This is a genomic window from Nocardioides sp. CCNWLW216 (genome assembly GCF_037120545.1).
Taxonomy (GTDB): Bacteria; Actinomycetota; Actinomycetes; order Propionibacteriales; family Nocardioidaceae; genus Nocardioides; species Nocardioides lianchengensis.
Genome location: NZ_JBBBBJ010000001.1, coordinates 409,558 through 432,509, shown reverse-complemented (window position 1 = coordinate 432,509; position 22,952 = coordinate 409,558). Strand labels below are relative to the sequence as shown.

Annotated in this window: 18 protein-coding genes; 9 read left to right on the top strand and 9 right to left on the bottom strand. The window is 72.9% G+C overall.

The genetic code is table 11. The features are described 5' to 3' along the window. Complete coding sequence (locus V7S47_RS02050) at positions 1-1,143, bottom strand: phosphotransferase family protein (protein WP_336560028.1); 1,143 nt, start codon at positions 1,141-1,143, stop codon at positions 1-3. Positions 1,144-1,237: 94 nt separating this feature from the next. Here V7S47_RS02050 and V7S47_RS02045 point away from each other — a divergent pair, with 94 nt between their 5' ends. After that, positions 1,238-1,843 (top strand): TetR/AcrR family transcriptional regulator, encoded by a 606-nt coding sequence (locus tag V7S47_RS02045; RefSeq protein WP_090849916.1) that lies wholly within the window; start codon positions 1,238-1,240, stop codon positions 1,841-1,843. Between the two features lie 36 nt (positions 1,844-1,879). Here V7S47_RS02045 and V7S47_RS02040 read toward each other — a convergent pair whose 3' ends face one another. The 3 genes from V7S47_RS02040 to V7S47_RS02030 all read right to left on the bottom strand — a co-directional run bounded on the left by V7S47_RS02040 (position 1,880) and on the right by V7S47_RS02030 (position 5,976). Next, positions 1,880-2,692 carry a carbon-nitrogen hydrolase family protein gene (locus V7S47_RS02040; protein WP_336560027.1) on the bottom strand — a complete coding sequence of 271 codons (813 nt, stop codon included), beginning with the start codon at positions 2,690-2,692 and terminating at the stop codon, positions 1,880-1,882. Between the two features lie 29 nt (positions 2,693-2,721). Further along, on the bottom strand, positions 2,722-4,743 hold the full coding sequence (locus V7S47_RS02035; protein WP_336560026.1) for a pre-peptidase C-terminal domain-containing protein: 2,022 nt from the start codon (positions 4,741-4,743) through the stop codon (positions 2,722-2,724). Positions 4,744-4,869: 126 nt separating this feature from the next. Continuing rightward, complete coding sequence (locus V7S47_RS02030; RefSeq protein WP_336560025.1) at positions 4,870-5,976, bottom strand: GuaB3 family IMP dehydrogenase-related protein; 1,107 nt, start codon at positions 5,974-5,976, stop codon at positions 4,870-4,872. A 43-nt stretch (positions 5,977-6,019) separates the two neighbouring features. Here V7S47_RS02030 and V7S47_RS02025 point away from each other — a divergent pair, with 43 nt between their 5' ends. Then, positions 6,020-8,041, top strand: a complete 2,022-nt coding sequence (locus V7S47_RS02025; RefSeq protein ID WP_336560024.1) for an AAA family ATPase — start codon at positions 6,020-6,022, stop codon at positions 8,039-8,041. Between the two features lie 158 nt (positions 8,042-8,199). On the opposite strand, the gene guaB is transcribed toward V7S47_RS02025, so the two are convergent. After that, positions 8,200-9,702: an IMP dehydrogenase gene (gene guaB, locus V7S47_RS02020; RefSeq protein WP_336560023.1), complete on the bottom strand. Its 1,503-nt coding sequence runs from the start codon at positions 9,700-9,702 to the stop codon at positions 8,200-8,202. 79 nt (positions 9,703-9,781) lie between these two features. On the opposite strand from guaB, the gene zwf reads away from it, so the two are divergent. From zwf to V7S47_RS02005, 3 genes are read left to right on the top strand one after another with little or no spacing between them, the layout of a single operon-like run. After that, positions 9,782-11,194 carry a glucose-6-phosphate dehydrogenase gene (zwf, locus tag V7S47_RS02015; RefSeq protein ID WP_336560022.1) on the top strand — a complete coding sequence of 471 codons (1,413 nt, stop codon included), beginning with the start codon at positions 9,782-9,784 and terminating at the stop codon, positions 11,192-11,194. Continuing rightward, on the top strand, positions 11,187-12,995 hold the full coding sequence (locus tag V7S47_RS02010) for a glycoside hydrolase family 15 protein (protein ID WP_336560021.1): 1,809 nt from the start codon (positions 11,187-11,189) through the stop codon (positions 12,993-12,995). Before zwf ends, V7S47_RS02010 begins: the two co-directional genes overlap by 8 nt. 34 nt (positions 12,996-13,029) lie before the next feature. After that, positions 13,030-13,854, top strand: a complete 825-nt coding sequence (locus V7S47_RS02005) for a hypothetical protein (RefSeq protein WP_336560020.1) — start codon at positions 13,030-13,032, stop codon at positions 13,852-13,854. Here V7S47_RS02005 and V7S47_RS02000 read toward each other — a convergent pair. Then, positions 13,851-14,753 carry a GNAT family N-acetyltransferase gene (locus tag V7S47_RS02000; RefSeq protein ID WP_336560019.1) on the bottom strand — a complete coding sequence of 301 codons (903 nt, stop codon included), beginning with the start codon at positions 14,751-14,753 and terminating at the stop codon, positions 13,851-13,853. The genes V7S47_RS02005 and V7S47_RS02000 overlap by 4 nt on opposite strands. Positions 14,754-14,829: 76 nt before the next feature. On the opposite strand from V7S47_RS02000, the gene V7S47_RS01995 reads away from it, so the two are divergent. The 3 genes from V7S47_RS01995 to V7S47_RS01985 are packed head-to-tail and all read left to right on the top strand — an operon-like array spanning position 14,830 to position 18,287. Then, entirely contained in the window at positions 14,830-16,368 is a 1,539-nt protein-coding gene (locus V7S47_RS01995; protein WP_336560018.1) for a glycosyltransferase family 39 protein, read from the top strand. 39 nt (positions 16,369-16,407) lie between these two features. Continuing rightward, positions 16,408-16,938: a SigE family RNA polymerase sigma factor gene (locus tag V7S47_RS01990; protein WP_336560017.1), complete on the top strand. Its 531-nt coding sequence runs from the start codon at positions 16,408-16,410 to the stop codon at positions 16,936-16,938. Positions 16,939-16,940: 2 nt separating this feature from the next. Next, a complete protein-coding gene (locus V7S47_RS01985; RefSeq protein ID WP_336560016.1) occupies positions 16,941-18,287 on the top strand; it encodes a hypothetical protein in 1,347 nt (448 codons plus the stop codon). 159 nt (positions 18,288-18,446) lie between these two features. Here V7S47_RS01985 and groL read toward each other — a convergent pair whose 3' ends face one another. From groL to V7S47_RS01970, 3 genes are all read right to left on the bottom strand, one after another. Beyond that, a complete protein-coding gene (groL, locus tag V7S47_RS01980) occupies positions 18,447-20,072 on the bottom strand; it encodes a chaperonin GroEL (protein ID WP_336560015.1) in 1,626 nt (541 codons plus the stop codon). Positions 20,073-20,151: 79 nt separating this feature from the next. Continuing rightward, positions 20,152-20,445 carry a co-chaperone GroES gene (groES, locus tag V7S47_RS01975; RefSeq protein WP_090850792.1) on the bottom strand — a complete coding sequence of 98 codons (294 nt, stop codon included), beginning with the start codon at positions 20,443-20,445 and terminating at the stop codon, positions 20,152-20,154. Positions 20,446-20,620: 175 nt separating this feature from the next. Further along, positions 20,621-21,691, bottom strand: a complete 1,071-nt coding sequence (locus V7S47_RS01970) for a hypothetical protein (RefSeq protein ID WP_336560014.1) — start codon at positions 21,689-21,691, stop codon at positions 20,621-20,623. A 56-nt stretch (positions 21,692-21,747) separates the two neighbouring features. On the opposite strand from V7S47_RS01970, the gene V7S47_RS01965 reads away from it, so the two are divergent. Beyond that, the gene (locus tag V7S47_RS01965; RefSeq protein ID WP_336560013.1) at positions 21,748-22,917 is read left to right on the top strand and encodes a class I SAM-dependent methyltransferase; all 1,170 of its coding nucleotides are present in this window, start codon (positions 21,748-21,750) and stop codon (positions 22,915-22,917) included. The last annotated feature ends 35 nt before the right edge of the window (positions 22,918-22,952 follow it).

The following is a 22,952-nucleotide window of genomic DNA, read 5'->3' as shown; positions in this document are numbered from 1 at the left end:
TCAGTTACCTCCTTGTGAGGCAGCCGCCTCGTCGAGGAGCCGCTCGAGCAGCGGCTTGTGGTGGAAGAGCGACTCGACGTCCGCGGGCGGCTCGATCTCGCCGAAGTGCACCGACCGGGCGCCGGTGCGCATGAAGACGACGGCCCACTGGACCGCGTTGTAGACGTGGTACCAGCGCAGGTCGCCGAGCTCGACGCCGGTGAGCCGGGCGTACGTCGCCGCGACGTCCTCGTCGCGCATGAAGTCAGGCATGCCCGGCATCTCCAGCATGTCGGTGATCGACTGGAACACCTGGTGGGCGAAGATCATCCAGCTCACGTCGAGCTCGCGCGGGCCGATGGCGACCATCTCCCAGTCGAGCACGGCGACCGGCTCGAAGTCGGCGTACATCATGTTGCCGATCCGCGAGTCGCCCCAGCAGAGCACCGTGTCGTGCCCCTCCGGCATGTTCGCCTCGAGCCAGGCGAAGGCCCGCTCGACGACCGCGGAGCGGCCGATGTCGGCGACGGCGAACTCGTACCACTCGCGGGCCCGGGCCAGGGTCCGGTCGAGCAGGTCCTCCCCCGGGTGGTCGGGGTCGAGGAAGGCGAAGGTCTGCTCCGCGTCGGGGATCGCGTGCAGCTGGGCCAGCACCTCGACACTCGAGTCCTGCAGTCGGCGCTGCTCCTCGGGGGTGGCGTCGAAGAGCCAGTTGTCGCCGAAGGTGTAGGGCAGCACGTCCTGCGGGACGATGCCGTCGATCCGGTCCATGAGGAAGAACGGGCTGCCGAGGACCGTGCCGGTCGGCTCCATCCAGCGCACGCCGGGCACGGGCACGTCGGTGAGCTCCCCGACCAGCCGCATCACGTCGTACTGGTGCTGGAGCTCGTAGTGGGCGAAGACCGGGAAGTCGGTCTCGGCGGGGGCCACTCGAGCGACGAACCGGTGGGCCTGCCGCTCGCCGTCCTCGGTCCAGGTCGCGTCGAAGAGCAGGGTCTCCGACGACATGCCGTTGCTGTCGACGCCGGCGTGGAGCACCACGGTCGGGTCGGCACCGGCGGGCAGCAGGGTGGCCAGCCAGTCGGCCAGCAGGCCCGGGACGGTGCTGGCGTCGCGGCTGGAGACCTGCAGCTTCATGTCGGCGGGCGGCGGTGCCTGGGTCACGGTTCCTCCCGGGGTGTGACGTAGGTCATGAGACGGCCAGCATTGTTGGAACGTGTTCTAGTTGTCAACGGGTTCCGTTACGCTGCGTCTCGTTATGGCCTCACCGGTCCAGTCCGCCGCCCCCGGTCGACCGCGCGACCCGCGCATCGACCAGGCCGTGCTGCGCGCGGCCGAGGAGCTCGTCGTCGAGGTCGGGTACGCCGACCTGACCGTCGGCGCGATCGCCGAGCGGGCCGGCACCACCAAGCCCGCCGTCTACCGACGCTGGCCCGGGAAGGCCTACCTGGTGCACGAGGCGGCCTTCCCCGACCTCGCGCCAGGCCCCGCGCCCGACGACGGACCGCTCGCCGACGACGTCCGCGCGATGGTGGCCGCCTGCCGCGACGTGTTCGCCCGGCCGGTGGCCCGCGCCGCCCTGCCCGGCCTGCTCGCCGAGGTGGTCGGCGACCCGGTCCTCAACGCCGCCGTGCTCGCCCGCTTCCGGGCCGGCACCTGGGGGTCGATGCACGAGCGCCTGGTCCGCGCCGTCGAGTCCGGCGAGGCCCGCCCCGACGTCGACCCCGACGTCCTCATCGAGACCGTCGGTGGCGCGACCCTGCTGGCCCTGCTCAACCGTCCCGACGGCGTCCTGGGTGACGACTGGGTCGAGTCGCTGTCGGCCCTGCTGCTCGGCGGCCTGCTCGGCCCCGACAGTCCCTGACGTCCTGCTGGTCGCCGACCCGCAGATGGTCAGGGACTATCGGCGGAGGCGGGGGCCGAGGGTGGGGCGGTGGTCGTGGTGCATGCGGTGGCGGGCGCGGGTGGCCGTGACCAGGGCCGGGTCGAGGTCCGCGACCGCCAGGCCCTCCTCCTCGGCCAGGCGCGCGAGCGGGCGGCCCTCGGGGTCGTAGACGGCCGAGCCGCCGATGAAGGACGACGCGCCGCAGCTGCCGGTCAGGCCGGCGACGACGACGTAGAAGCCGTTCTCGAGGGCGCGGGCGGCGTAGTAGAGGTCGCGGCGGTGGGCGCCGCCCGGGAAGTAGGCCATCGAGCTGAGGTAGCCGACCGCCCCGTCGTCCGCCGCCGCGCGCGCGTGCTCGGGGAAGCAGCCGTCGTAGCAGATCGAGAGGCCCAGCTCGTGGCCGTCGACGGTGATCGAGGCGCCGTGGTCGCCGGGCGTGAAGTGGTCGTTCTCGGCCCCGTCGAGATGCTGCTTGTCGTACGGCGCGTCCGTCCCGCCGTCGGGCCGCACCACCACCGACGAGAGCGTACGACGACCTCCGCGCTCCAGCGCCGCGCTCGCGACGACCGTGGTGCCGGTCGCGGCCGCGGCGGCGCGGAGCGGGTCGAGGACCGGGCCGGCCAGGTCCTCGGCCGTCGGGAGCGGGCCCGCGAACACGGCGGCGTCGTACCCGGTCAGGAAGGCCTCGGGGAGGACGAGCAGCCGGACGTCCTGGCTGCCGGCGAGCTCGGTGAGCCGGGCGGCGGTGGTGACGTTGGCGGCCAGGTCGCCGGCGACCGCGGCGGCCTGGCCGGCCGCGACGCGGAGCACGGGAGGATCGACGTCCATGCGCCGATCCTCCCGTGCCCGGGGGTGGATCAGGAGGAGGGGTAGGCCCAGGCGGTCACGTTGAGCGTGTCCTCCAGGCCGGTGAAGCCCTCCGCCGGGGTGTAGGTGTCCTCGGTGAAGTGCACGTCGAGGTCGTCGGCGGTGCCGCCGATCCCGTCGGGCCCGACGCCGAAGAGGTTGTCGAAGCCGGCGCCGCCCGAGTCCATGATGTTGACGGTCTCGGACAGGTTGTCGGTGTGGTAGCTGCCGACCATGTGGCCGACCTCGTGGGCGGTCACGTTGCCGACGGCCTGCGCGACGAACGCCTCGCGGTCGCTGGCGCTCGTCAGGTAGGTGTTCAGCGACGCGTCGTCGCCGGCCGGGTCGCTGAGCACGTCGAGCAGGACCAGCGCGGTGTCCTCGTGGCCGTAGTTGCCGGGGTCGATGTACTGGGCGATGCCGATGGTGCTGATGCCCGACTCGGCGATGGTGCCGCCGACGACGACCCGCGAGACGTTCTCCTTCCCGGCCACCTCCGGGTGGTTGCGGGAGTTCACGACCCGGACCTGGAGGTTCGGGTTGAGGCCGCCCTCGGCGACCTCGTCGCGGAGGTTGTCGCGGACCTCTCGCGTGATCTTGGTGATCATCGCGTCCTCGCGGGCCCGGGTCAGGCCCCACTTGCCGAGGAAGGCGGAGAACGGCGAGAGCTCGCGGACGCCGGGCCCGCCCCACAGGCCGGTGTTGACCCGCCCGCCCTCGAAGTCGAGGTAGACGGTCTGCTTCTGCTTCGGGTCGGTCTCCGCACCGGGCCGGTAGGCCTCGAGGCGGACCTGGTAGTCGCCGAGGGTCGCGCCGATGTCGAGGACGTACCATCCGGCCTCCTCGGCGACGTAGGCCAGCGTGGTGTTGCCGCCACCGGGCAGGGGCGACTCCGGGGCGTAGAGCGCCGAGGCGTCGAGCAGCTCGGAGCCGACCGCGACCGAGCCGTCGGGACGGTGCACGGTGAGACCCGACGCGGCCTTCTCGGCGACCGCACCGACGACGTCGCCCGGCTTCAGGCGCACGGCGTACTTGTCGGAGTCGACGGTGGTCGCGGCGATCGACAGGCCGTAGTCGCCCTCCTCGCCGACGCCGTTGCCGGAGCCGGAGTCGAACGGGTCGTTCGGGAGCGGGCCGAAGAAGTTGAAGCCGCCGACCATCAGGTAGTAGGTGCCGACCGTCTCGGGCGTGTAGCTCAGCAGACTGGCGTAGCCGGCGCCGCCGTCGTCGTCGGCGGCGACCAGCTCTCCGGCCTCGTCGTACAGGGCGAGAACGGTGTCGGTGGTCGTCGCCGAGGTGTCGGCCACGATGCTCAGTCCCGCGGCGACGTCGACGGCGTAGAAGTCGAAGTCGCCGGAGCCGTCACCCTCCGACCCGTGCGGCCCGTCGCCGAGGGTGCCGGTCGTGGTGACCGCCGCCTCCCCCTCCAGGCCGGTGTCGCCGGCCAGCGGGATGGCGCCGTTGTCCTCGGCCACCGGCGCGAGGGCGGCCGGGGTGCCGGTGAACAGGTCGGCGCGCTCGCCCAGGATCCGCACGACGTTGTTCTTCTTCGCGCCGGTGCCGAACGTGGTGATCCGCTCGGCGGTCTCGAGGGTGTCGTTGGAACCGCCCGTGCCGTCGGGCTCCTGCTCGTCCCAGACCACGGCGGCCTGGGCGGCCGGGGTCGCGGTGGCGGCCTGCTGGCGCGCGTTCCGGAGCGAGGCCGACGACTGCCGGGTCGCGCCGGCGGCCGCGAGGCGCTGCTTCCACCCGGCGTAGTCGACCTTCGTGACGTCGGGGACCTCCGCCAGGAACGGGTTGGGTACGACGGCGCCGGCCGCCTTGGCCTGCCGGGCCGCGAGCGTCTTGGGCGCGACCTGGAAGCCGGCCTCGAGGGCGGTGCGCTGACCCGGGGTCAGGTCGGGGGCGGCCGCGGATCCTGGGGAGGGATCAGCCGCGAGGGTGGACGCCGGGACCGCGAGCGCGGCCAGCGCGAGGCCGAGCGCGCCGGCCAGCGGCGCGAGCAGCCGCCGACGGCGGGAGGGGTGAGTCATGGGGGTGCTTCTTTCCCGAGAACGACGGTCCTCAGGGACCCCACGATCGGCAGGATCCCCGATGACCCTGGAGCCTGGAACGTAGGCCCTCGCCCCGGGAAGGTGAAGACACTCCCCAGCGGAGATTTACTCCACGACGACCTCGACCCGCTGGAACTCCTTCAGGTCGGTGTAGCCGGTGGTGGCCATCGACCGCTTCAGCGCACCGATCAGGTTCATGGTGCCGTCGGCGACGCGCGAGGGACCGAACAGGATCTCCTCGAAGGTGCCGACCGTCTCGAACTCGACCCGCTGGCCGCGCGGCAGTTCGGCGTGGTGCGCCTCGGTGCCCCAGTGGAAGCCGCGGCCGGGGGCGTCGCTGGCCCGGGCGAAGGGCGAGCCGACCATCACGGCGTCGGCCCCGCAGGCGATCGCCTTGGCCAGGTCGCCGGACTTGCCGATCGAGCCGTCGGCGATGACGTGGACGTAGCGGCCACCCGACTCGTCGAGGTAGTCGCGGCGGGCGGCGGCGACGTCGGCCACCGCGGAGGCCATCGGCACCGCGACGCCCAGGACGGTCCGGGTCGTGTGGGCGGCCCCGCCGCCGAAGCCGACGAGTACGCCGGCCGCGCCGGTGCGCATCAGGTGGAGCGCCGCCTGGTGGGTGGCGCAGCCGCCGACCACCACGGGCACGTCGAGCTCGTAGATGAACTCCTTGAGGTTCAGCGGCTCCGACTGCGACGAGACGTGCTCGGCGCTGACCGTCGTCCCGCGGATGACGAACATGTCGACACCCGCGTCGACGACCGCCTTCGCGAACTCCTTGGTGCGCTGCGGCGACAGCGACCCGGCCACCGTCACGCCGGCCTCGCGGATCTCGCGCAGCCGCTCGGTGATCAGCTCGGCCTTGACCGGCTCGGTGTAGATCTCCTGCAGCCGCCGGGTGCCGTCCGTGCCGCGCAGACCCGCGACCTCCTCCAGCAGGTCGCTCGGGTCCTCGTAGCGCGTCCACAGCCCCTCGAGGTTGAGCACCCCCAGCCCGCCGTACCGACCGAGCGCGATGGCGGTGGCCGGGGACATCACCGAGTCCATGGGCGCGGCCAGGACGGGCAGCTCGAAGCGGTAGGCGTCGATCTGCCAGGCCGTGCTGACCTCCTCGGGGTCGCGGGTGCGCCGGGAGGGCACGATCGCGATGTCGTCGAAGGAGTACGCGCGGCGGGCCCGCTTGGCCCGGCCGATCTCGATGTCGGTCACGGGGCGAGTCTCCCATGGGGTCGCTTCCTAGGATGAGCCCACCATGCTGGTCCTCCCGCCGCACCTCGCCCCCCTGCTCTCCGGTCGACCCGTCCTGGACGCGGTCGGGTACGCCGACCCGTGGCCGATCCCGGAGGGCTGGACGCAGCAGGTCCAGCAGCGGGTGCGCGAGCTGGCCGAGGACCCGCGCGGGTTCGGCGAGAAGAAGATGGGCGGCAGCTTCCTCCCGACCACGTCGTACGTCGTGCCGCTAATGTGGCGGCTGCTGACCTACCTGCCGGGCGCGATCCCGGTGTGGACCGGCGCCGGCACGTCCCTGTCGGGCCGGATCATCGAGCCGTGGTTCACGGCCGACTACCAGGTCGTGGACCGCGAGGTCACGATGTACCGCAACACCGAGCACCTGTGGTTCCTCGACACCTTCCGCTCGGCCTTCAGCTCCGGAGCGGAGGCCCGGATCGCCTCGCTCGAGCTGAGCCTGGAGGGGATCGCGGTCCTGGAGCCGGTGCCGCCCTTCCAGCCGCGCGCCCGACTGCTGACCACCCTGCTGAACCGGGTCCTGGAGGACCCCGCGCTGCGTGCGGTGCACGCGACCGGCACCTGGGCCGAGGTCGAGACCGCCTGGCGCACCTCCGTCCTCACCGACGAGGAGGCCCAACTGCTGCCCGAGGCGCGCGGCTGGCCGGCCCACCTGGCCTGGTCGCTGGACGGGCTCGACGCCGCGCACGCCCACCTCGCGGCGCGGACCAGCCGCACCCAGGGCGTCGACGAGCTGGTCGCGGCCCTCGCGCTGCACGGCGGCGTCGACGAGCTGCCGTCCGCGCTGGTGGCGGCGGTCGGCGCGACGCGCTACGGGCTGGTCCACACCGAGTTCGAGCGGCTTCGCCCCGGCTTCGACCGCGACGATTGGCTCGGCGACACCCGGGGCTGGCTGGCCCGCGCCATGGTCGGCGGCCACCTGGACGCCGTACGGCTCTGGCTGGTGACGGCCTCGCAGGTCGGCCACCTCGTGGTCGGCCTGCCGGACTGGAAGCGCTCGTCCGGGGCTCCGAACCGCTCCGGGTACGTCGAGGACCTGGCCAACGTGTTCCGCCCGCCGAGCCGGCCGGACAACCCGCTCGTCAGCCGACTCGACCATCTGGCCCCGGTCGGCGGCACCCCGCTGGTCGCGACCGGCGCCGACCCCGACGTGGTGCTCGGCGACCCGAACGAGCGTCAGGTGGAGATCGGCGACCCGCTGGGCGAGCTGGACGAGCTGATCGGCCTCGCAGACGTCAAGGAGCAGGTACGACGGCTGGTGGCCGAGGTCCAGGCGGAGAAGCTGCGCGTCGACGCCGGCATGCCGCCCTCCGAGCGGGCCCGGCACATGGTCTTCCTCGGCAACCCCGGCACCGCGAAGACCACGGTCGCCCGGCTGCTGGCCCGGATCTACGCCCAGCTCGGCGTGCTCGAGAACGGTCACCTCGTCGAGGTGGCCCGCGCCGACCTGGTCGGGCAGTACATCGGCCACACCGCCCCGCGCACCACCGCCGCCTTCGAGCGTGCGGTCGGCGGGGTGCTCTTCGTCGACGAGGCCTACGCGCTGGTCCCGCCCGACTCGGCCCGCGACTTCGGGCACGAGGCGATCGCCACGCTACTGAAGCTGATGGAGGACCGCCGCGACGACGTGGTCGTCATCGTGGCGGGCTACCCGGTCGAGATGCGCCGCTTCCTGACCTCCAACACCGGCCTGGCCTCGCGCTTCCCGACCACCATCGGCTTCGCCGACTACGCCGTCGAGGAGCTGGTCGCGATCTTCGAGCTGGTCGCCGGGAGGGCGGGCTACGCCTACGGCCCCGAGGTGCTCGACGGGCTGCGCCGCCTGGTGCCGTCGCCGCGCCCGGTCGGCTTCGGCAACGGCCGCTTCGTCCGCAACGTCTTCGAGGAGGCGGTCGCCCGCCAGGCGCTCCGGATCACCGCGCTCGTCTCGCCCACGCCCGAGCAGGTCCGCGAGCTGCTGCCCGCCGACCTCCCGCCCGTCCCGCCCCCGCCGAAGCAGGCGGCGACGTCCGGCATGTACCTCTAGCCCCGCCGACCCGTCACTGAGTGACCGCTTTTCGCGGCGTGTCGATCCGGAAGTGACGGGTCGATCCGCGTCCTCGCGGCGGCGGCTCGGGATCGACCCGTCGATCGCTGCCCGACACGCCGCGAAAATGAGGCATTCAGTGACGGGTCAGCGTGGGGTCAGCGGCCGGTGTAGTTGGGGGCCTCGACTGTCATCTGGACGTCGTGGGGGTGGCTCTCCTGGAGCGAGGCGGAGGTGATCCGGACGAACCGGCCCTTCTCCTGCAGCTCCGGGACGGTCGCCGCGCCGACGTAGAACATCGACTGGTTGAGACCGCCGATGAGCTGGTGGGCGACGGCGGCCAGCGGGCCGCGGAAGGCGACCTGGCCCTCGATGCCCTCGGGGACGATCTTGTCGTCGCTGGTGACCTCGGCCTGGAAGTAGCGGTCCTTGGAGTAGGACTTCTTGCCGCGGCTCGACATCGCGCCCAGCGAGCCCATGCCGCGGTAGGACTTGAACTGCTTGCCGTTGACGAAGACCAGCTCGCCCGGCGACTCCTCGCAGCCCGCGAGCAGCGAGCCGAGCATCACGGTGTCGGCGCCGGCGACCAGCGCCTTGGCGATCTCGCCGGAGTGCTTCATGCCGCCGTCGGCGATCACGGGTACGCCGGCGGGCTTGCAGGCCAGCGAGGCCTCGTAGACCGCGGTGACCTGCGGGACGCCGACGCCGGTCACGACGCGGGTGGTGCAGATCGAGCCCGGGCCGACGCCGACCTTGACCGCGTCGACGCCCGCGTCGACGAACGCCTGGGCGCCCTCGCGGGTGCCGACGTTGCCCCCGATGACCTGGACGTGCTTCGTGGCCGGGTCGCTCTTGAGCCGCTGGACCATGTCGAGCAGCAGCCGCACGTTGCCGTGGGCGGTGTCCGCGACCAGGACGTCGACGCCGGCGTCGATCAGGGTGGTGGCGCGCTGCCAGGCGTCGCCGAAGTAGCCGATGGCCGCGCCGACCAGCAGGCGGCCCTGGTCGTCGTACGACGCGTTCGGGAACTGCTCGCCCTTGACGAAGTCCTTGACGGTGATCAGGCCGGCCAACCGGCCCTGGCCGTCGATCAGGGGCAGCCGCTCGCGCTTGTGCTTGCGCAGCAGGACGGTGGCGTCCTCGCGGCTGATGTCGGCCGGGCCGGTGATCAGCGGCATCTGGGTCATCACCTCGTCGACCTTGGTGGTCGCCCACTCCGCGACCGGGGTGAAGCGCAGGTCGCGGTTGGTGATGATGCCGATCAGCCGGTTGTCGAGGTCGACGACCGGGAGGCCGGAGACGCGGTACTCGCCGCAGATCCGGTCGAGCTCCTCCAGCGTCGCGTCCGGGCCGATGGTGACCGGGTTGGAGATGATCCCGGTCTGGGTCCGCTTGACGAGGTCGACCTGGTAGGCCTGGTCCTCGATCGACAGGTTGCGGTGGAGCACGCCGAGGCCGCCCTGGCGGGCCATCGCGATGGCCATCCGCGACTCGGTCACGGTGTCCATGGCCGCGCTGACGAGCGGCACCTTCAGCGAGATCCCGCGGGTCAGCCGCGAGGTCGTGTCGATGTCGGCCGGCGCCAGGTCGGAGTGACCCGGCAGCAGGAGGACGTCGTCGTAGGTGAGACCGAGGGCGGCGAACTTGTCGGGGAGCTCCACGCCCCCAGCCTACCGGCGCCTCACCCGTCCGGGCGCCGCGGACCGTGTGCCGCCGGGCACGTCCGGGCACCGGGCGGAGGTGCCCGACGACACCACCTCCGATGCCCAGCTCCCTCCCCACGTCCTGGTCCTCTTCGGCGCCACCGGCGACCTCGCGAAGCGCAAGCTCTTCCCGGGCCTCTACGCCCTGGCCGCCGCCGGCCGGCTCCCCGAGCAGTACGCCGTCATCGGCAGCGGCCGGCACTCCCCCGGCACCGACGACGAGTTCCGCCAGCAGGTCCGCGACGGATTGACCGACTCCGTCGAGGAGTACGACGAGCAGGTCCTCGACGACCTGGTCGCCCGGGTCTCCTTCCAGACGTCCGACGCCGACGACGGGGCCGACCTGGCCGCCGCCGTCACGAAGGCCGAGGACGGCATGGGCGACGACGTACGACGGCTCGTCTACCTGTCCGTGCCGCCCTCGGCGATGGAGGACATGGTCGCCATGCTCGGCCGCGAGGGGATCGTGGAGCGGGCCCGGCTGGTCGTCGAGAAGCCGTTCGGCCTCGACCTCGAGTCGTCGCGGTCGCTGGACGCGGCGCTGAAGGACGTCGTCGACGAGGAGCAGGTGTTCCGGATCGACCACTTCCTCGGCAAGGAGGCGGTCCAGAACATCCTGGCGCTGCGCTTCGCCAACGGGCTGTTCGAGCCGGCCTGGGACCGGCGCAGCGTGGCCAGCGTGCAGATCGACGTACCGGAGGACCTCGGACTGGAGGGCCGCGCCGCGTTCTACGAGTCGACCGGGGCGCTGCGCGACATGGTCTCGACCCACCTCTCCCAGCTGCTCGGCTTCGTCGCCCTGGAGGACCCCGGCAGCCTCGACGAGCGCGCCGTACGCGACGCGAAGGCGGCGCTCTTCGCCGACCTGCGGCCCTTCGACCCGGACCGCGTGGTCTTCGGCCAGTACGACGGCTACCGCGACGAGGACGACGTCGAGGACGAGTCGGACGTCGAGACGTTCGTCGCGCTGGAGGCCTTCGTCGACAACGACCGCTGGCAGGACGTGCCCTTCTACCTGCGCACCGGCAAGGCGCTGGCCGAGGGCCGGCGGACCATCACGCTGCGCTTCCGGACGCCGGAGTCGCCCCTGCTCGCCGGCGATCCCGGTCGCAACGAGCTGGTGCTGGAGCTGGCCGACGACGCCGTCATCAGCATCGACGTCCGGGCCAAGAAGCCCGGGCCCGACATGCGGCTGACCGAGGCGACCTTCCACCTGGACCTCGGCGACGAGGACCCGGCCGAGCCGCTGGAGGCCTACGAGCGGCTGCTGCTCGACGTGCTGCGCGGCGACCAGACCTTCTTCACCCGCGCCGACGAGGTGGACCGGCTCTGGCAGGTCTGCCAGCCGGTCCTGGACGCACGGCCCGCCGTACATCCCTACGAGCAGGGGTCGTGGGGGCCGCAGGCCGCGCTCGACCTCCCGGCGGGTGGCTGGCGGCTCGGTGGCTGAGGGCTACCTGCCGATCGCCGACCACGGCCTGATCGGGGACCTGCGCACCTGCGCGCTGGTGGGGGCGGACGCGACGATCGACTGGTTCTGCGCGGGGCGCTTCGACTCCCCCAGCGTCTTCGGCTCGCTGCTCGACCCCGAGCGCGGCGGGTCCTGGCGGCTCGGTCCGGTCGGCGGCGCGGCCCGGACGACGCAGTTCTACCTGCCCGACTCGGCCATCCTGGTGACCCGCTTCCTCACCGAGGAGGGCGTCACCGAGGTGCACGACTTCATGCCGGTGCTGCGCTCGCACGACCCCGACCACCGACAGCGGATCACCCGCCGGGTGGTGGCCGTCCGCGGGCACGCCCGGATCCGGATGGAGCTGACCGCGCGGCCCGACTACGGCCGCTGCGACCCGACGACCGAGCCCGTCGAGGGGGGCGTGCTGGTCACGGGCGCCGGCGTACGGCTGGGGCTGACGTCGACCGTCGACCTCGACACCACCGACGGGACGGTCAGCGCCGAGGTCGCGCTCGACACCGGCGACGAGGCGCTCTTCGTGCTGCACGTGCTCGACGAGGACGACGACCTGCGCCCCGACGACTGCGCCGACACCGAGCACCTTTTCGAGCAGACCGCCCGGTTCTGGCGGGACTGGCTCGCGCAGTCGACGTACGCCGGACGCTGGCGCGAGATGGTCGACCGCTCGGCGATCACCCTGAAGCTGCTCACCCACGAGCCGAGCGGCGCGATCATCGCCGCGCCGACCACGAGCCTGCCCGAGGAGGTCGGCGGCGGGCGCAACTGGGACTACCGCTACGTCTGGATCCGCGACGCCGCCTTCAGCCTCTACGCCCTGCTCCGGCTCGGCTTCACCGACGAGGCGGGCGCATTCATCGAGTGGCTGTCCGAACGGATCGGCTCCCCGGAGACCACCGACGACGACCTCGGACCCCTGCGGGTGCTCTACGACATCGACGGCAACCTGCCGCACGAGTCCGAGCTCGACCACCTGCGTGGGTACGCCGACTCCCTCCCCGTCCGGGTCGGCAACGGGGCGGTCGACCAGCTCCAGCTCGACATCTACGGCGAGCTCATCGACTCGGTCTACCTGTTCAACAAGTACGGGCCCGGCATCAGCCACGACGCCTGGGCCGACCTCACCCGGCTGCTGGAGTGGGTGCTGGACAACTGGGAGCGCGAGGACGCCGGCATGTGGGAGATCCGCGACGACCCGCGGGCCCACACCACCTCGCGGCTGATGTGCTGGGTGGCCATCGAGCGGATGATGCGCACCGCCCGCCAGCGCGGGCTGCCCGGCGAGCTGGCTCGCTGGGCCGAGGTCCGTGACGCGATCTACGCGCGGATCATGGAGCACAGCTGGGACGACTCCGTGGGCGCGTTCATGCAGCACGAGGGCGCCGACACCGTGGACGCCGGCGTGCTGCTGATGCCGATGGTGAAGTTCGTGGCGCCGAACGACCCACGCTTCGTCTCGACGCTGAGGGTGGTCGAGGAGCGGCTGGTCTCCGACAGCCTGGTCTTCCGCTACGACCTCGGCCACGCCACCGACGGCCTCGACGGCACCGAGGGCACCTTCTCGCTCTGCTCGTTCTGGTACGTCGAGGCGCTCACCCGGCTCGGTCGCCTCGACGACGCCCGGCTGGCGCTGGAGAAGATGTTCACCTACGCCAACCACCTCGGCCTGTACGGCGAGCAGGTCGGCCTCACCGGCGAGCAGCTGGGCAACTTCCCCCAGGCGTTCACGCACCTCGGCCTGATCAGCGCCGCGCTGAACCTGGACCGGGCGCTGGGCTGAGGAACTCGCCGCCGCCGCGACGCGTCGTACGAGCATGCGTCGACTCCTCGCCCTCGCCGTCCTGGTGCCCCTGCTCGCCGGGTGCGGCGACGAGACGCAGCAGGCGACCTCCGCCGCGGCGGCCAGCCGGTCGTACGACGGCCCGCTGTTCGTGACCCGCGAGGAGGCGACCCGCCCCCGGGCGGGTGCGGCCGGCGACGTCGTCGCGTGCGACACCTGGGGCGGCGGCGGGTTCGAGGACGCCGAGGTGTTCGCCGAGGGGGCGACCGCCGACGGTCCCGACCAGGCGCTCGAGACGGCGCGTAGCGAGGGCGGCGGCCCGTGGGCCTTCCGCGCCGAGGACCTCCGGGTCGCGGCCGAGACCGACGACCGGGTGCTCTACGTGGCCGAGGTCGACGGTCGGCCCAAGCAGGCGCTGATCGTGCACGACGGCCAGGGGTCCGAGGGCGCGGGTGGCGACGGCTGGTACCTGGAGTCGTGGGCGCAGTGCGACCCGGTCGAGCTGCCGGCGTACGCCGAGGAGATCGGGCTGCAGGTCTGGACCGACGCCGACGGGCGCCCGGTGCCGAAGTCGGGGCTCGAGGCCTGGCTCGGCCCCGTGCACTGCGGCTGGGAGTCGATGGTCCTGCTGACCCTCGGCGAGCGGACCTACGTGCGGGAGCCGCTGGCCGAGCTCTCCGACTTCTTCGCCGAGGAGTACGCCGAGGGCGTGCGCGTTCCGCGCGACGCGGTCGACACGGGCTTCGAGCGCGAGGGCGAGCAGTTGTGGCTGGCCGCCGACCGCTCACGGGCCTACGTCGGCACCCGCGACGACGCGGAGCTCTGGCCCGCGACCGTCGAGCCCCTCGGCTGCGACTAGCCCAGCGGCTTCAGGTCGCGCACGGGCACCCGGACGGTGAGCACGTCGGCGGCCATCCGGATCCGGCCGCGCATGCCCGCGGCCAGGACCATCGGGAGCACGGCCTGGTTGTCGGAGCGGGTGGTGAGGATGATCTCGGCGGCGCCCATCCGGTGCGCCAGCCGGGAGGCGTCGACGAGCAGCCGGGTGCCGATGCCGCGGCGCTGCCAGGTCGGGTCGACCCGCAGGATCACGGGGCGTACCTCGGGGTCGTCGGCCAGCGCCGGCTGGACGGTCGCGAGGCCGACCACGACGTCCCCCATGATCGCGGAGACCGAGTCGCCCTCGTTGACGTAGTCGGGCGTCTGCCCGCCGCCGAGACGGCGACCGGTGGTGTTGGAGCCGATCGCGGCCGACTCCTTGCTGCGCTGCAGGACGTCGCTGACCAGGTCGGCCATCGCCGCGCCGCGCGCGTGCTCGGTCGGCGTGAAGGGCGCCTGTCGACGCACCTGCACCTGGACGTCGCCGACCGTCATCTCCATGACGTCCTGGGCGATCCCGGCGCCGGTCGCCGGGTCGGCCTCGGCGTCGAAGAGCTGGGCGACGACCTCCGGGAAGGACGCCGGCTGGGCCAGGATCGTCCGGGCGGCCTGCACGTAGCGGGTCGGCTGGTCGGAGAGCGCGGCCTCGGTGCAGGGGGCCGCGTTCACGAAGACGGCGCCGGAGCCCTCGATCAGCCCGCCGATCTCGGTACTCCCCCACCCGTCGGGGGTCCGGAGCACCAGCTCGTCGGTGACGTTCTCGATGTCGGGGAAGATCTGCAACCCCAGGATGTTCACGCCGGCCGCCCCGCAGTGCTGGGCGAGGACGGCGAGTGCTCCGGGGCGGTCGGGCAGCGTCGTACGAACTCTCCACAGCATGCTCCCCACCCTCCTCGCACGACGTTGCGCACCCGCGTCGACCCTGTTACCTGCGTGCAACAAATCAGATCGAGGGGTGTCTGAGAAGGTGTCCGGCATGGGCCGGCTCATCGGCTGGGTCGACGCCCGGCACACGATCGCGATCTCCGCCGTCGCCGCGTTCCTGCTGCGGCTGCCCGGGCTGACCCGGCCGGTGCGCGCCGACGAGGCCGGCTTCACGCTCGTCGCCCGCGCCTGGGACCCGTCGCCGGAGCACCTCTACGGACCGTTCTTCGTCGACCGCCCGCCGCTGCTGATCGCGATCTTCCGCGGCTCCGACGACCTCGGCGGTCCGCTGTTCATCCGGGTCCTGGGCGCGCTCGCCTGTGCGCTCCTCGTCGTGCTGGCGGCCTGGACCGCGCGACTCGTGGCCGACGAGCGATCGGCCCGCTGGACGGCGGTCTGCGTCGCCACCATCACCTCCACCACGGTCATCGACGCGGTCGCGGTGAAGGGCGAGCTGCTGGGGCTGCCGTTCGTGATGGCGGCGTGCGCGCTCACGCTGCTCGCCGTACGACGGCGCTCGGCGTGGCTGGCCCTGCTGGCCGGTCTGGCCGCCGGCACCGCGCCGCACATCAAGCAGAACCTGGTCGGCGGGCTGGTCTTCGCCGCGGTGCTGCTGCTCGCGTCGGGGCTCACCCGGGTGCTGCGCCCGGGCGAGGTGGCCCGGCTCACGGCCGCCGGCCTGGTCGGCGCATCCGTGACGACGGTGGCGACGATCGCCTGGGCGCTCTCGGCCGGCGTGCACCTCGACGTGCTCTGGTACGACCTGGTCGGCTTCCGCTCCGACGCCGCGTCCGCGATCGCGGCCGGCTCGCCCGACGCCCCGGTGCTGCGCGCCGGCGTCCTGCTCCTGGCCGCCCTGGTGTCCGGGCTGCTGATCGTGGTGGGCGGCTTCGTGTGGCACGTGCGTGAGCTGTGGTCGGCCGACCGGGCCCTGACCGCCGCGACCGCCGCGCTGCTGGTCACCGACACCCTCGCCCTGGTCTACGGCGGCAGCTTCTGGCGCGACTACCTCTTCCCGCTGGTCCCCGGCGCCGCGCTGGCCGCGGCCCTGCTGGTCACCCGGCCCGACCCCGGCGGGCGCCGGATGCGGGCCGTCGTGCTCGGGGCGGCCGTCTCGGCGCTGGCCTGCCTGGTCGGCTGGTCCGTGCTCAACGCGGCCGGGCTGCAGGAGTTCCACGAGCACGACACCGGCGTCGCCATCGAGGCCGCGGCCGAGCCCGGCGACACGCTCGTGGTCTTCGGCGGCCGGGCCGACCTGCAGCTGGCCAGTGGGCTGAGGTCGCCGTACGAGCACCTGTGGAGCCTGCCGATGCGCACCCTCGACCCCGACCTCGACGACCTCGACACCCTCGTCGCCGGCCCCGACGCCCCCACCTGGCTGGTCGAGTGGGTCGGCTTCACGACCTGGAGCGAGGACGGTGGTGCGCGCCTGCGCCGCCTCGTCGAGGAGCGGTACGACGTCCACGGCGCCGGCTGCGACGGCCGACCGGTCTACCTCCTGCGGGGACTCGACCGCGGACCGGTGGCGCCGAACTGTGGCGAGACCGTCATGCAACCGATCCGGCCCTGACCCCGTTCTTCTCGGCATGGGACGACGAGAGGGACGCGGGTGAACCGGACGGACGAGCAGGCCTTCACCGAGTTCGCCCTGGCCTCGCGGACCCGGCTGCGGCGTACGGCGTACCTGCTGTGCGGCGACTGGGACCGGGCCCGCGACCACGTGCAGGAGGCGCTGGTCCGGGTCTACGTGCGCTGGCCGAGGCTGCAGAAGCAGGGCGGTGAGCTCGCCTACGCCCGGCGCGCGGTGGCCAGCGTGGTCATCGACGAGTCGCGGCGGCGGTCGAGCCGGGAGCTCCCGGCCGACCCCGACCTGGACCGGCCGTCCACCGAGGACGTGGCCGCGGCGGTGACCGACCGGGCCGCCCTGATGGCGGCCCTGGCCGGGCTGCCGCCGCGCCAGCGGGCCTGTGTCGTCCTGCGGTACTTCGAGGAGCTCGACGTCCGCGAGACCGCCGCCACGCTCGGCTGCAGCGAGGGGACGGTCAAGAGCCAGACCTCGCGCGCCCTGGCGTCGCTGCGGTCGGTGTTCGAGAGCGCGTCGCGGGACGCGCTCGTCTTCGACGTGATGGGGAGGCAGTGATGGTGAACGACCTGGTGGACCTGATGCGGGGCAGCGCGGACGACGCGCCCCCGGACGACGTCGACGTCGCGGCGGTGGTCACCACCGCCCGCCGGCGGGTACGGCGCCGCCGCGGGGCGGTCGGCGCGGTCGCCCTGGCGACCGCGGCCGTCACGACGGCCGGCGCGCTGAGCTGGGGCGGCCCGGGGACCGGGACCGACGGGCCGGTCGCCGGCAGCCCGCCGCGCCCGGACGCGCCCGTGCTCCGGCTGGCCGATGCCGAGGCGGCCGTGGCAGGACGCGACTACGACGAGCTGACGTCGTACACGAACGAGGACCTGGACGCCGACAACGGGCAGTACCTCGACGGCGTCACGACGGACGGGCTGGTGCTCTTCCGCGACGGGCCGCGGGCGGCTCAGCGCTGGCCGCGCTTCGCCCTGATGGATCCGGCGACCGGCGAGAAGGACTGGCTCCCCCGCCTCGACATCGGACAGAGCCAGACCTGGCCGATCGAGCTCGGCGCGGACCGCCTGGTGCTGCTCGGGGTGGACGAGTCCGAGATGGACGACGACGGCCTGGAGGGCGGTCTGCTCGCCTACGTCTTCGACCGCGACGCCCGGGCCTGGACCACGATGACCTGGGCGGACCTTCCCCCGGTGGAGATGGGCACCGGGGACGTCGGGCCCGACGGCCGGCTCTACGTGCGGACCCCCGACACCCGCGGCGCGGTCCCGGAGGGCGGATGGCCGGTGAGCGCCGACGGCGACGCCGAGGACGCCGACGCCGAGGGCGACACCTACCGGCTCTGGTCGGTCTCGCTGACGGACCCCGAGGACGTCCGGGACGAGCGGCTGGTGGTCGGCGACGTCGCCTTCACCGACACCGCGATGGTCTGGACCGACTCGACGAACGGCGACGCCGGCCGGGTGCACGTGCGGAACCTCGACTCGGGCGAGGAGAACGTCTTCGACCCCGACACCGGCGAACGGTGCAACCTGCTCGGCTTCGGCGCGAGCGGCGAGCGGATCGTGATGAGTCAGTACTGCGGCACCTACGCCGGGGGCGAGCGCGACGACCGCGTGCAGGTCCTCAGCACCGACGGCGACCAGGTGGTCACCCTCCAGGACAGCGGCGCCGAGGGCTGGCTGCCGCGGGGCAGCGACGTGGTCAACGTGACCGTCTACTCCGACGACGAGGCCGGCACCTACGTCTACGACCTCGGAACCGACCGGTTCCTGCGGGTCAGCGACGCGCTGTCGTCCTGGGGCCTCGGCGGCCCGACCGGGGAACCTCGCCAGTTCCTCTGGCACACCCCCGAGAACGGCGGCAGGGGCGCGACCCAGCACCTGGGTGTGCTGAAGGACTGACCACAAAGGGCCGAGTCAGCACTACTAGTGCTGACTCGGCCCTCGTGCGTGGTGCGGTGGTCGGGTCTCGGGACGCCCGTCGCGACCTCGTTTCCTCGGCCGCGGGGCTACTCGACCTTCGTGCCTGCTTCCGTCCGGAGCGAGCTCCGGACGGGGCACTCAGTGACCGTGGCCGTGCCCGTGGCCGCCAGCGGCCGGGGCATCGTCCTCTTCCTCGGGCTTCTCGACGATCAGCGTCTCGGTCGTCAGCAGCATCGCCGCGATCGAGGTCGCGTTGACCAGCGCGGAGCGGGTCACCTTGACCGGGTCCAGGACGCCCTGGGCGACCAGGTCGCCGTACTCGCCGGTGGCGGCGTTGTAGCCGTTGCCGACGCCGAGCTCGCGGACCTTGGTGGTCACGACGTAGCCGTTCTCGCCACCGTTCTCGGCGATCCAGCGCAGCGGCTCGTCGGCCGCCTTGCGGACCACGCGGACGCCGGTCGCCTCGTCACCGGTGAGGCCGAGGTCGCCCTCGAGCACCGACACCGCGTGGATGATCGCGGAGCCGCCGCCGGGGACGATGCCCTCCTCGATCGCGGCGCGCGTCGCGGAGACGGCGTCCTCGATGCGGTGCTTCTTCTCCTTCAGCTCCACCTCGGTGGCGGCGCCGACCTTGATCACGCACACGCCGCCGGCCAGCTTCGCGAGGCGCTCCTGGAGCTTCTCGCGGTCCCAGTCGGAGTCGGTGTTCTCGATCTCGGCCTTGATCTGGTTGACGCGACCCTCGACCTCGGCCGAGTCACCCGCGCCCTCGATGATCGTGGTGTCGTCCTTGGTGATCACGACGCGGCGGGCGGTGCCCAGCACGTCGAGGCCGACCTGGTCGAGCTTGAGCCCGACCTCGGGGGCGATGACCTGGCCACCGGTGAGGGTGGCGATGTCCTGCATCATCGCCTTGCGGCGGTCGCCGAAGGCCGGGGCCTTCACCGCGACGGCGTTGAACGTGCCGCGGATCTTGTTGACGACCAGCGTCGACAGCGCCTCGCCGTCGACGTCCTCGGCGAGGATGAACAGCGGCTTGCCGGCCTGGATGACCTTCTCGAGCAGGGGCAGCAGCTCCTGGATCGAGGAGATCTTCCCCTGGTGCAGGAGGATGTAGGGGTCGTCGAGGACGGCCTCCATGCGCTCCTGGTCGGTCACGAAGTAGGCCGAGATGTAGCCCTTGTCGAACTGCATCCCCTCGGTGAACTCCAGCTCGGTGCCCATGGTGTTGGACTCCTCGACGGTGATCACGCCGTCCTTGCCGACCTTGTCGAAGGCCTCGGCGAGGAGCTCGCCGATGTGGGCGTCGCGGCTGGAGATCGTGGCGACCGAGGCCATGTCCTCCTTGGAGTCCACGTCGCGGGCGGCCGCGCGCAGGGCGTCGCCGACGGCGGCGGCCGCGGCGTCCATGCCCCGCTTGAGGCCCATCGGGTTGGCGCCGGCGGCGACCGCGCGCAGACCCTCGTGGACCATCGCCTGGGCGAGCACGGTGGCCGTGGTGGTGCCGTCACCGGCGACGTCGTTCGTCTTGGTGGCCACCTCCTTGGTCAGCTGCGCGCCGAGGTTCTCGAACGGGTCGTCCAGCTCGATCTCACGGGCGACGGTCACGCCGTCGTTCGTGATGGTCGGGGCGCCCCACTTCTTGTCGAGGACGACGTAGCGGCCCTTGGGGCCGAGCGTCACCTTGACGGCGTTGGCGAGCTTGTCCACGCCACGCTCGAGCGCGCGGCGGGCGTTCTCGTCGAACTCCAGGATCTTGGGCATTGCTCTCCTCTAACGAGTTCGGGTCGTGCGGCTCAACGGGCGCCGGAGCGCACGCTGAGCCACACGACCCGGAGTGAAATCAGGAAACGACGGCGAGGACGTCGCGCGCGGAGAGGATGAGGTACTCCTCGCCGGCGTACTTGACCTCGGTGCCGCCGTACTTGCTGTAGATGACCTTGTCGCCCACGGCGACGTCGAGCGGGACCCGGTTGCCGTTGTCGTCGATGCGGCCGGGGCCGATCGAGATGACCTCGCCCTCCTGGGGCTTCTCCTTGGCGGTGTCCGGGATGACCAGGCCGGAAGCCGTGGTCTGCTCGGCCTCGAGCGTCTTGACGACGATGCGGTCCTCGAGGGGCTTGATGTTGACCGACACGATGTCGACCTCCACTTTCGAACTTCGGATGGCGGGTGGAACACGTCTGGTGCCTGCGGTTCCGGTACGCCGTCGCGGGGGTCGAACCGGCCTCACAAGCGCTGGCACACTCGCGGGGAGAGTGCCAGCTCCGAAACTAGCACTCTGCCCAACTGAGTGCCAGGGCCACCCCTGCTCAGTCGTCGGCACCGGGGTCGGGCACGCGCACCGACCGCGCCAGGGACACCGTCGGGCGCTCGGGGGCACCGGGCAGGAGGGTGCCCGTGGGTCGGCCCACGTAGGTCGCCCGGAAAGAGACCCGGTGGCGCTCGCGGGGCTCGACGGCGAAGACGACCCGCTTGTCGTCCTGCTGATTGCCGAGGCGCCGCGGCAACGTCGAGACGGGGCGCATCCCGTCGGCGAGCACCTCCCACGTCCGCAGGCGGGTGCGGTAGTCGGTCAGGTCGTTGTCGCCGATCCACCGCAGCGCGAGCAGGTCGCTCGAGGCGTCGGCGACGAACCAGACCTGGCCGGTGCCCGCCCAGCCCAGGCCGTCGACGTACGGCACCTCCCACGAGTCCAGGACGCCGCACGCGAAGAGCGGCTCCAGCCCGCGGGTGCGCTCGGAGACGGGGCAGGAGCCCCCGCCGTCGCCGAGCGAGCGGTCGGCCCCCAGCGGGACGTCGTACAGGCCGGCCGCCCGGCCGGGGTCGACCGCACGCGTCGCGAGGTCGACGGTCTGGGTGACGCCGTCGTAGGTCACCTCCAGCGCGAGGTCGTCGGCATCGCGGGGCACCCCGACGTAGACGCGGTCGGGGTCGCCGACGCCGCTGAGCTGCCCCACGTCGGGCACCTCGGTACGCCGGCCGTCCACGAGCACGGCGAGCCCCACGTCGAGGCCCTCGTCGCTCACGTCGGACCCGGTCATCAGGCGCATGACGTCCGAGCCGTAGCCGAGGAACTCGCGTCCCCAGGCGAGCCGGAGGACGCGGGCGTCGTCGGCCGCGGGCACGTCCTCGAACTCCCCCGGCACCTCGTCGTCCGGCACGGCCCGCAGGTCGTCGTCGACCTCGAAGTACGCCGGGCCCGACGGCAGCCGCACCTCGATGCCCCCAGTCACCTCGGGCAGCACCGCCCGGCCCTCGATGACGTCGCCCACGGCGACCACCGGCCGGTCGTCGTGGTCGCCGGTCGCGCCGTCCCCCGGGCTGCATCCCCCGAGCAGGAGGGGCACCGCGGCGATCGGGGCGAGGAGGCGTCGGGGCACGACGAGAAGGTTCCGCCGCCCGCGCTCCCTGAAACCGGGCCTGACAGGATCACCACGTGGACCTCGACGCCTTCCGCTGGCTGCTCACCGAGCCCGGCCAGCAGCTGCTGGCCCGGGCCACCGAGGTCGCCGGCGACGACCCCCTGCGGGCCCAGTCCGCGCTGCGCCGCGACGCCTCCGCCGAGCAGGTGGCGGCCGCGCTGACCCAGGCCACGCTGCGGCTGCGCGCGGTCCCCAAGTTCGGCGACCTGGCACCGCGGCTCTACTTCACCCCCGACGGCCTCGAGCAGGCGACCCGGGTGCCGGTGGCCGAGCACCGCGCCGCGCGTCTCGAGGCGTTCCGTACGACGACGCTGGTCGACCTGGGCTGCGGGATCGGCGGCGACCTGATGGCCGCGGCCCGGACCGGCATCACCTGCGCCGGGGTCGACCTGGACCCGGTGCGGGTCGAGGTCGCCCGCGCCAACCTGGAGGCGCTCGGCCTGCCCGGCGCGGTGATGGTCGCCGACGCGACCACGGTCGACCCGGCGCCGTTCGACGTGGCGTTCGCGGACCCGGCCCGCCGTACCGGACGGGGACGGTCGTTCGACGTGGACGACTGGACGCCGCCGTGGCCCTTCGTCGAGCAGCTGCTGCGCCGGGACTCCTGCGTGAAGGTCGCGCCCGGCATCCCGCACGGGCTGGTGCCCGCCGCCGTCGAGGCGGAGTGGGTCAGCGACCACGGCGAGGTCAAGGAGGCCGCGCTCTGGTCCGGCAGCCTGGCCACGACCGCGCGCCGCGCGACGGTGATCGGCGACGGCGGCCTGGCCACCATCACCGACGAGGACGACCCGGGGCCCGGCACGGTCGGCGTGGTCCCGGTCGGACGGTTCCTCTACGAGCCCGACGGCGCGGTCATCCGGGCCGGGCTGGTCACCGCGGTCGCGTCCGGGGTGGGCGGCGGGCTGGTCGACGAGCACATCGCCTACGTGACCTCGGAGCAGTCGTTCGCGACCCCGTTCGCCCGCGGGTACGAGGTGCTGACCGAGCTGCCCTACCGCGAGAAGCAGCTGCGGGCCGCCCTGCGCGAGCGCGGCATCGGGCGGCTGACGATCAAGAAGCGGGGCGTGGACGTCGTACCCGAGCAGCTGCGCAAGCGGCTCGACCTGCGCGGCGACGACGAGGCCACGATCGTGCTGACCCGGGTCGCCGGACAGGGAACGGCCCTGCTGGTCCGACCCTTCTGAGGGCCGACCCAGCAGGACCGGTACGACGACCTGGG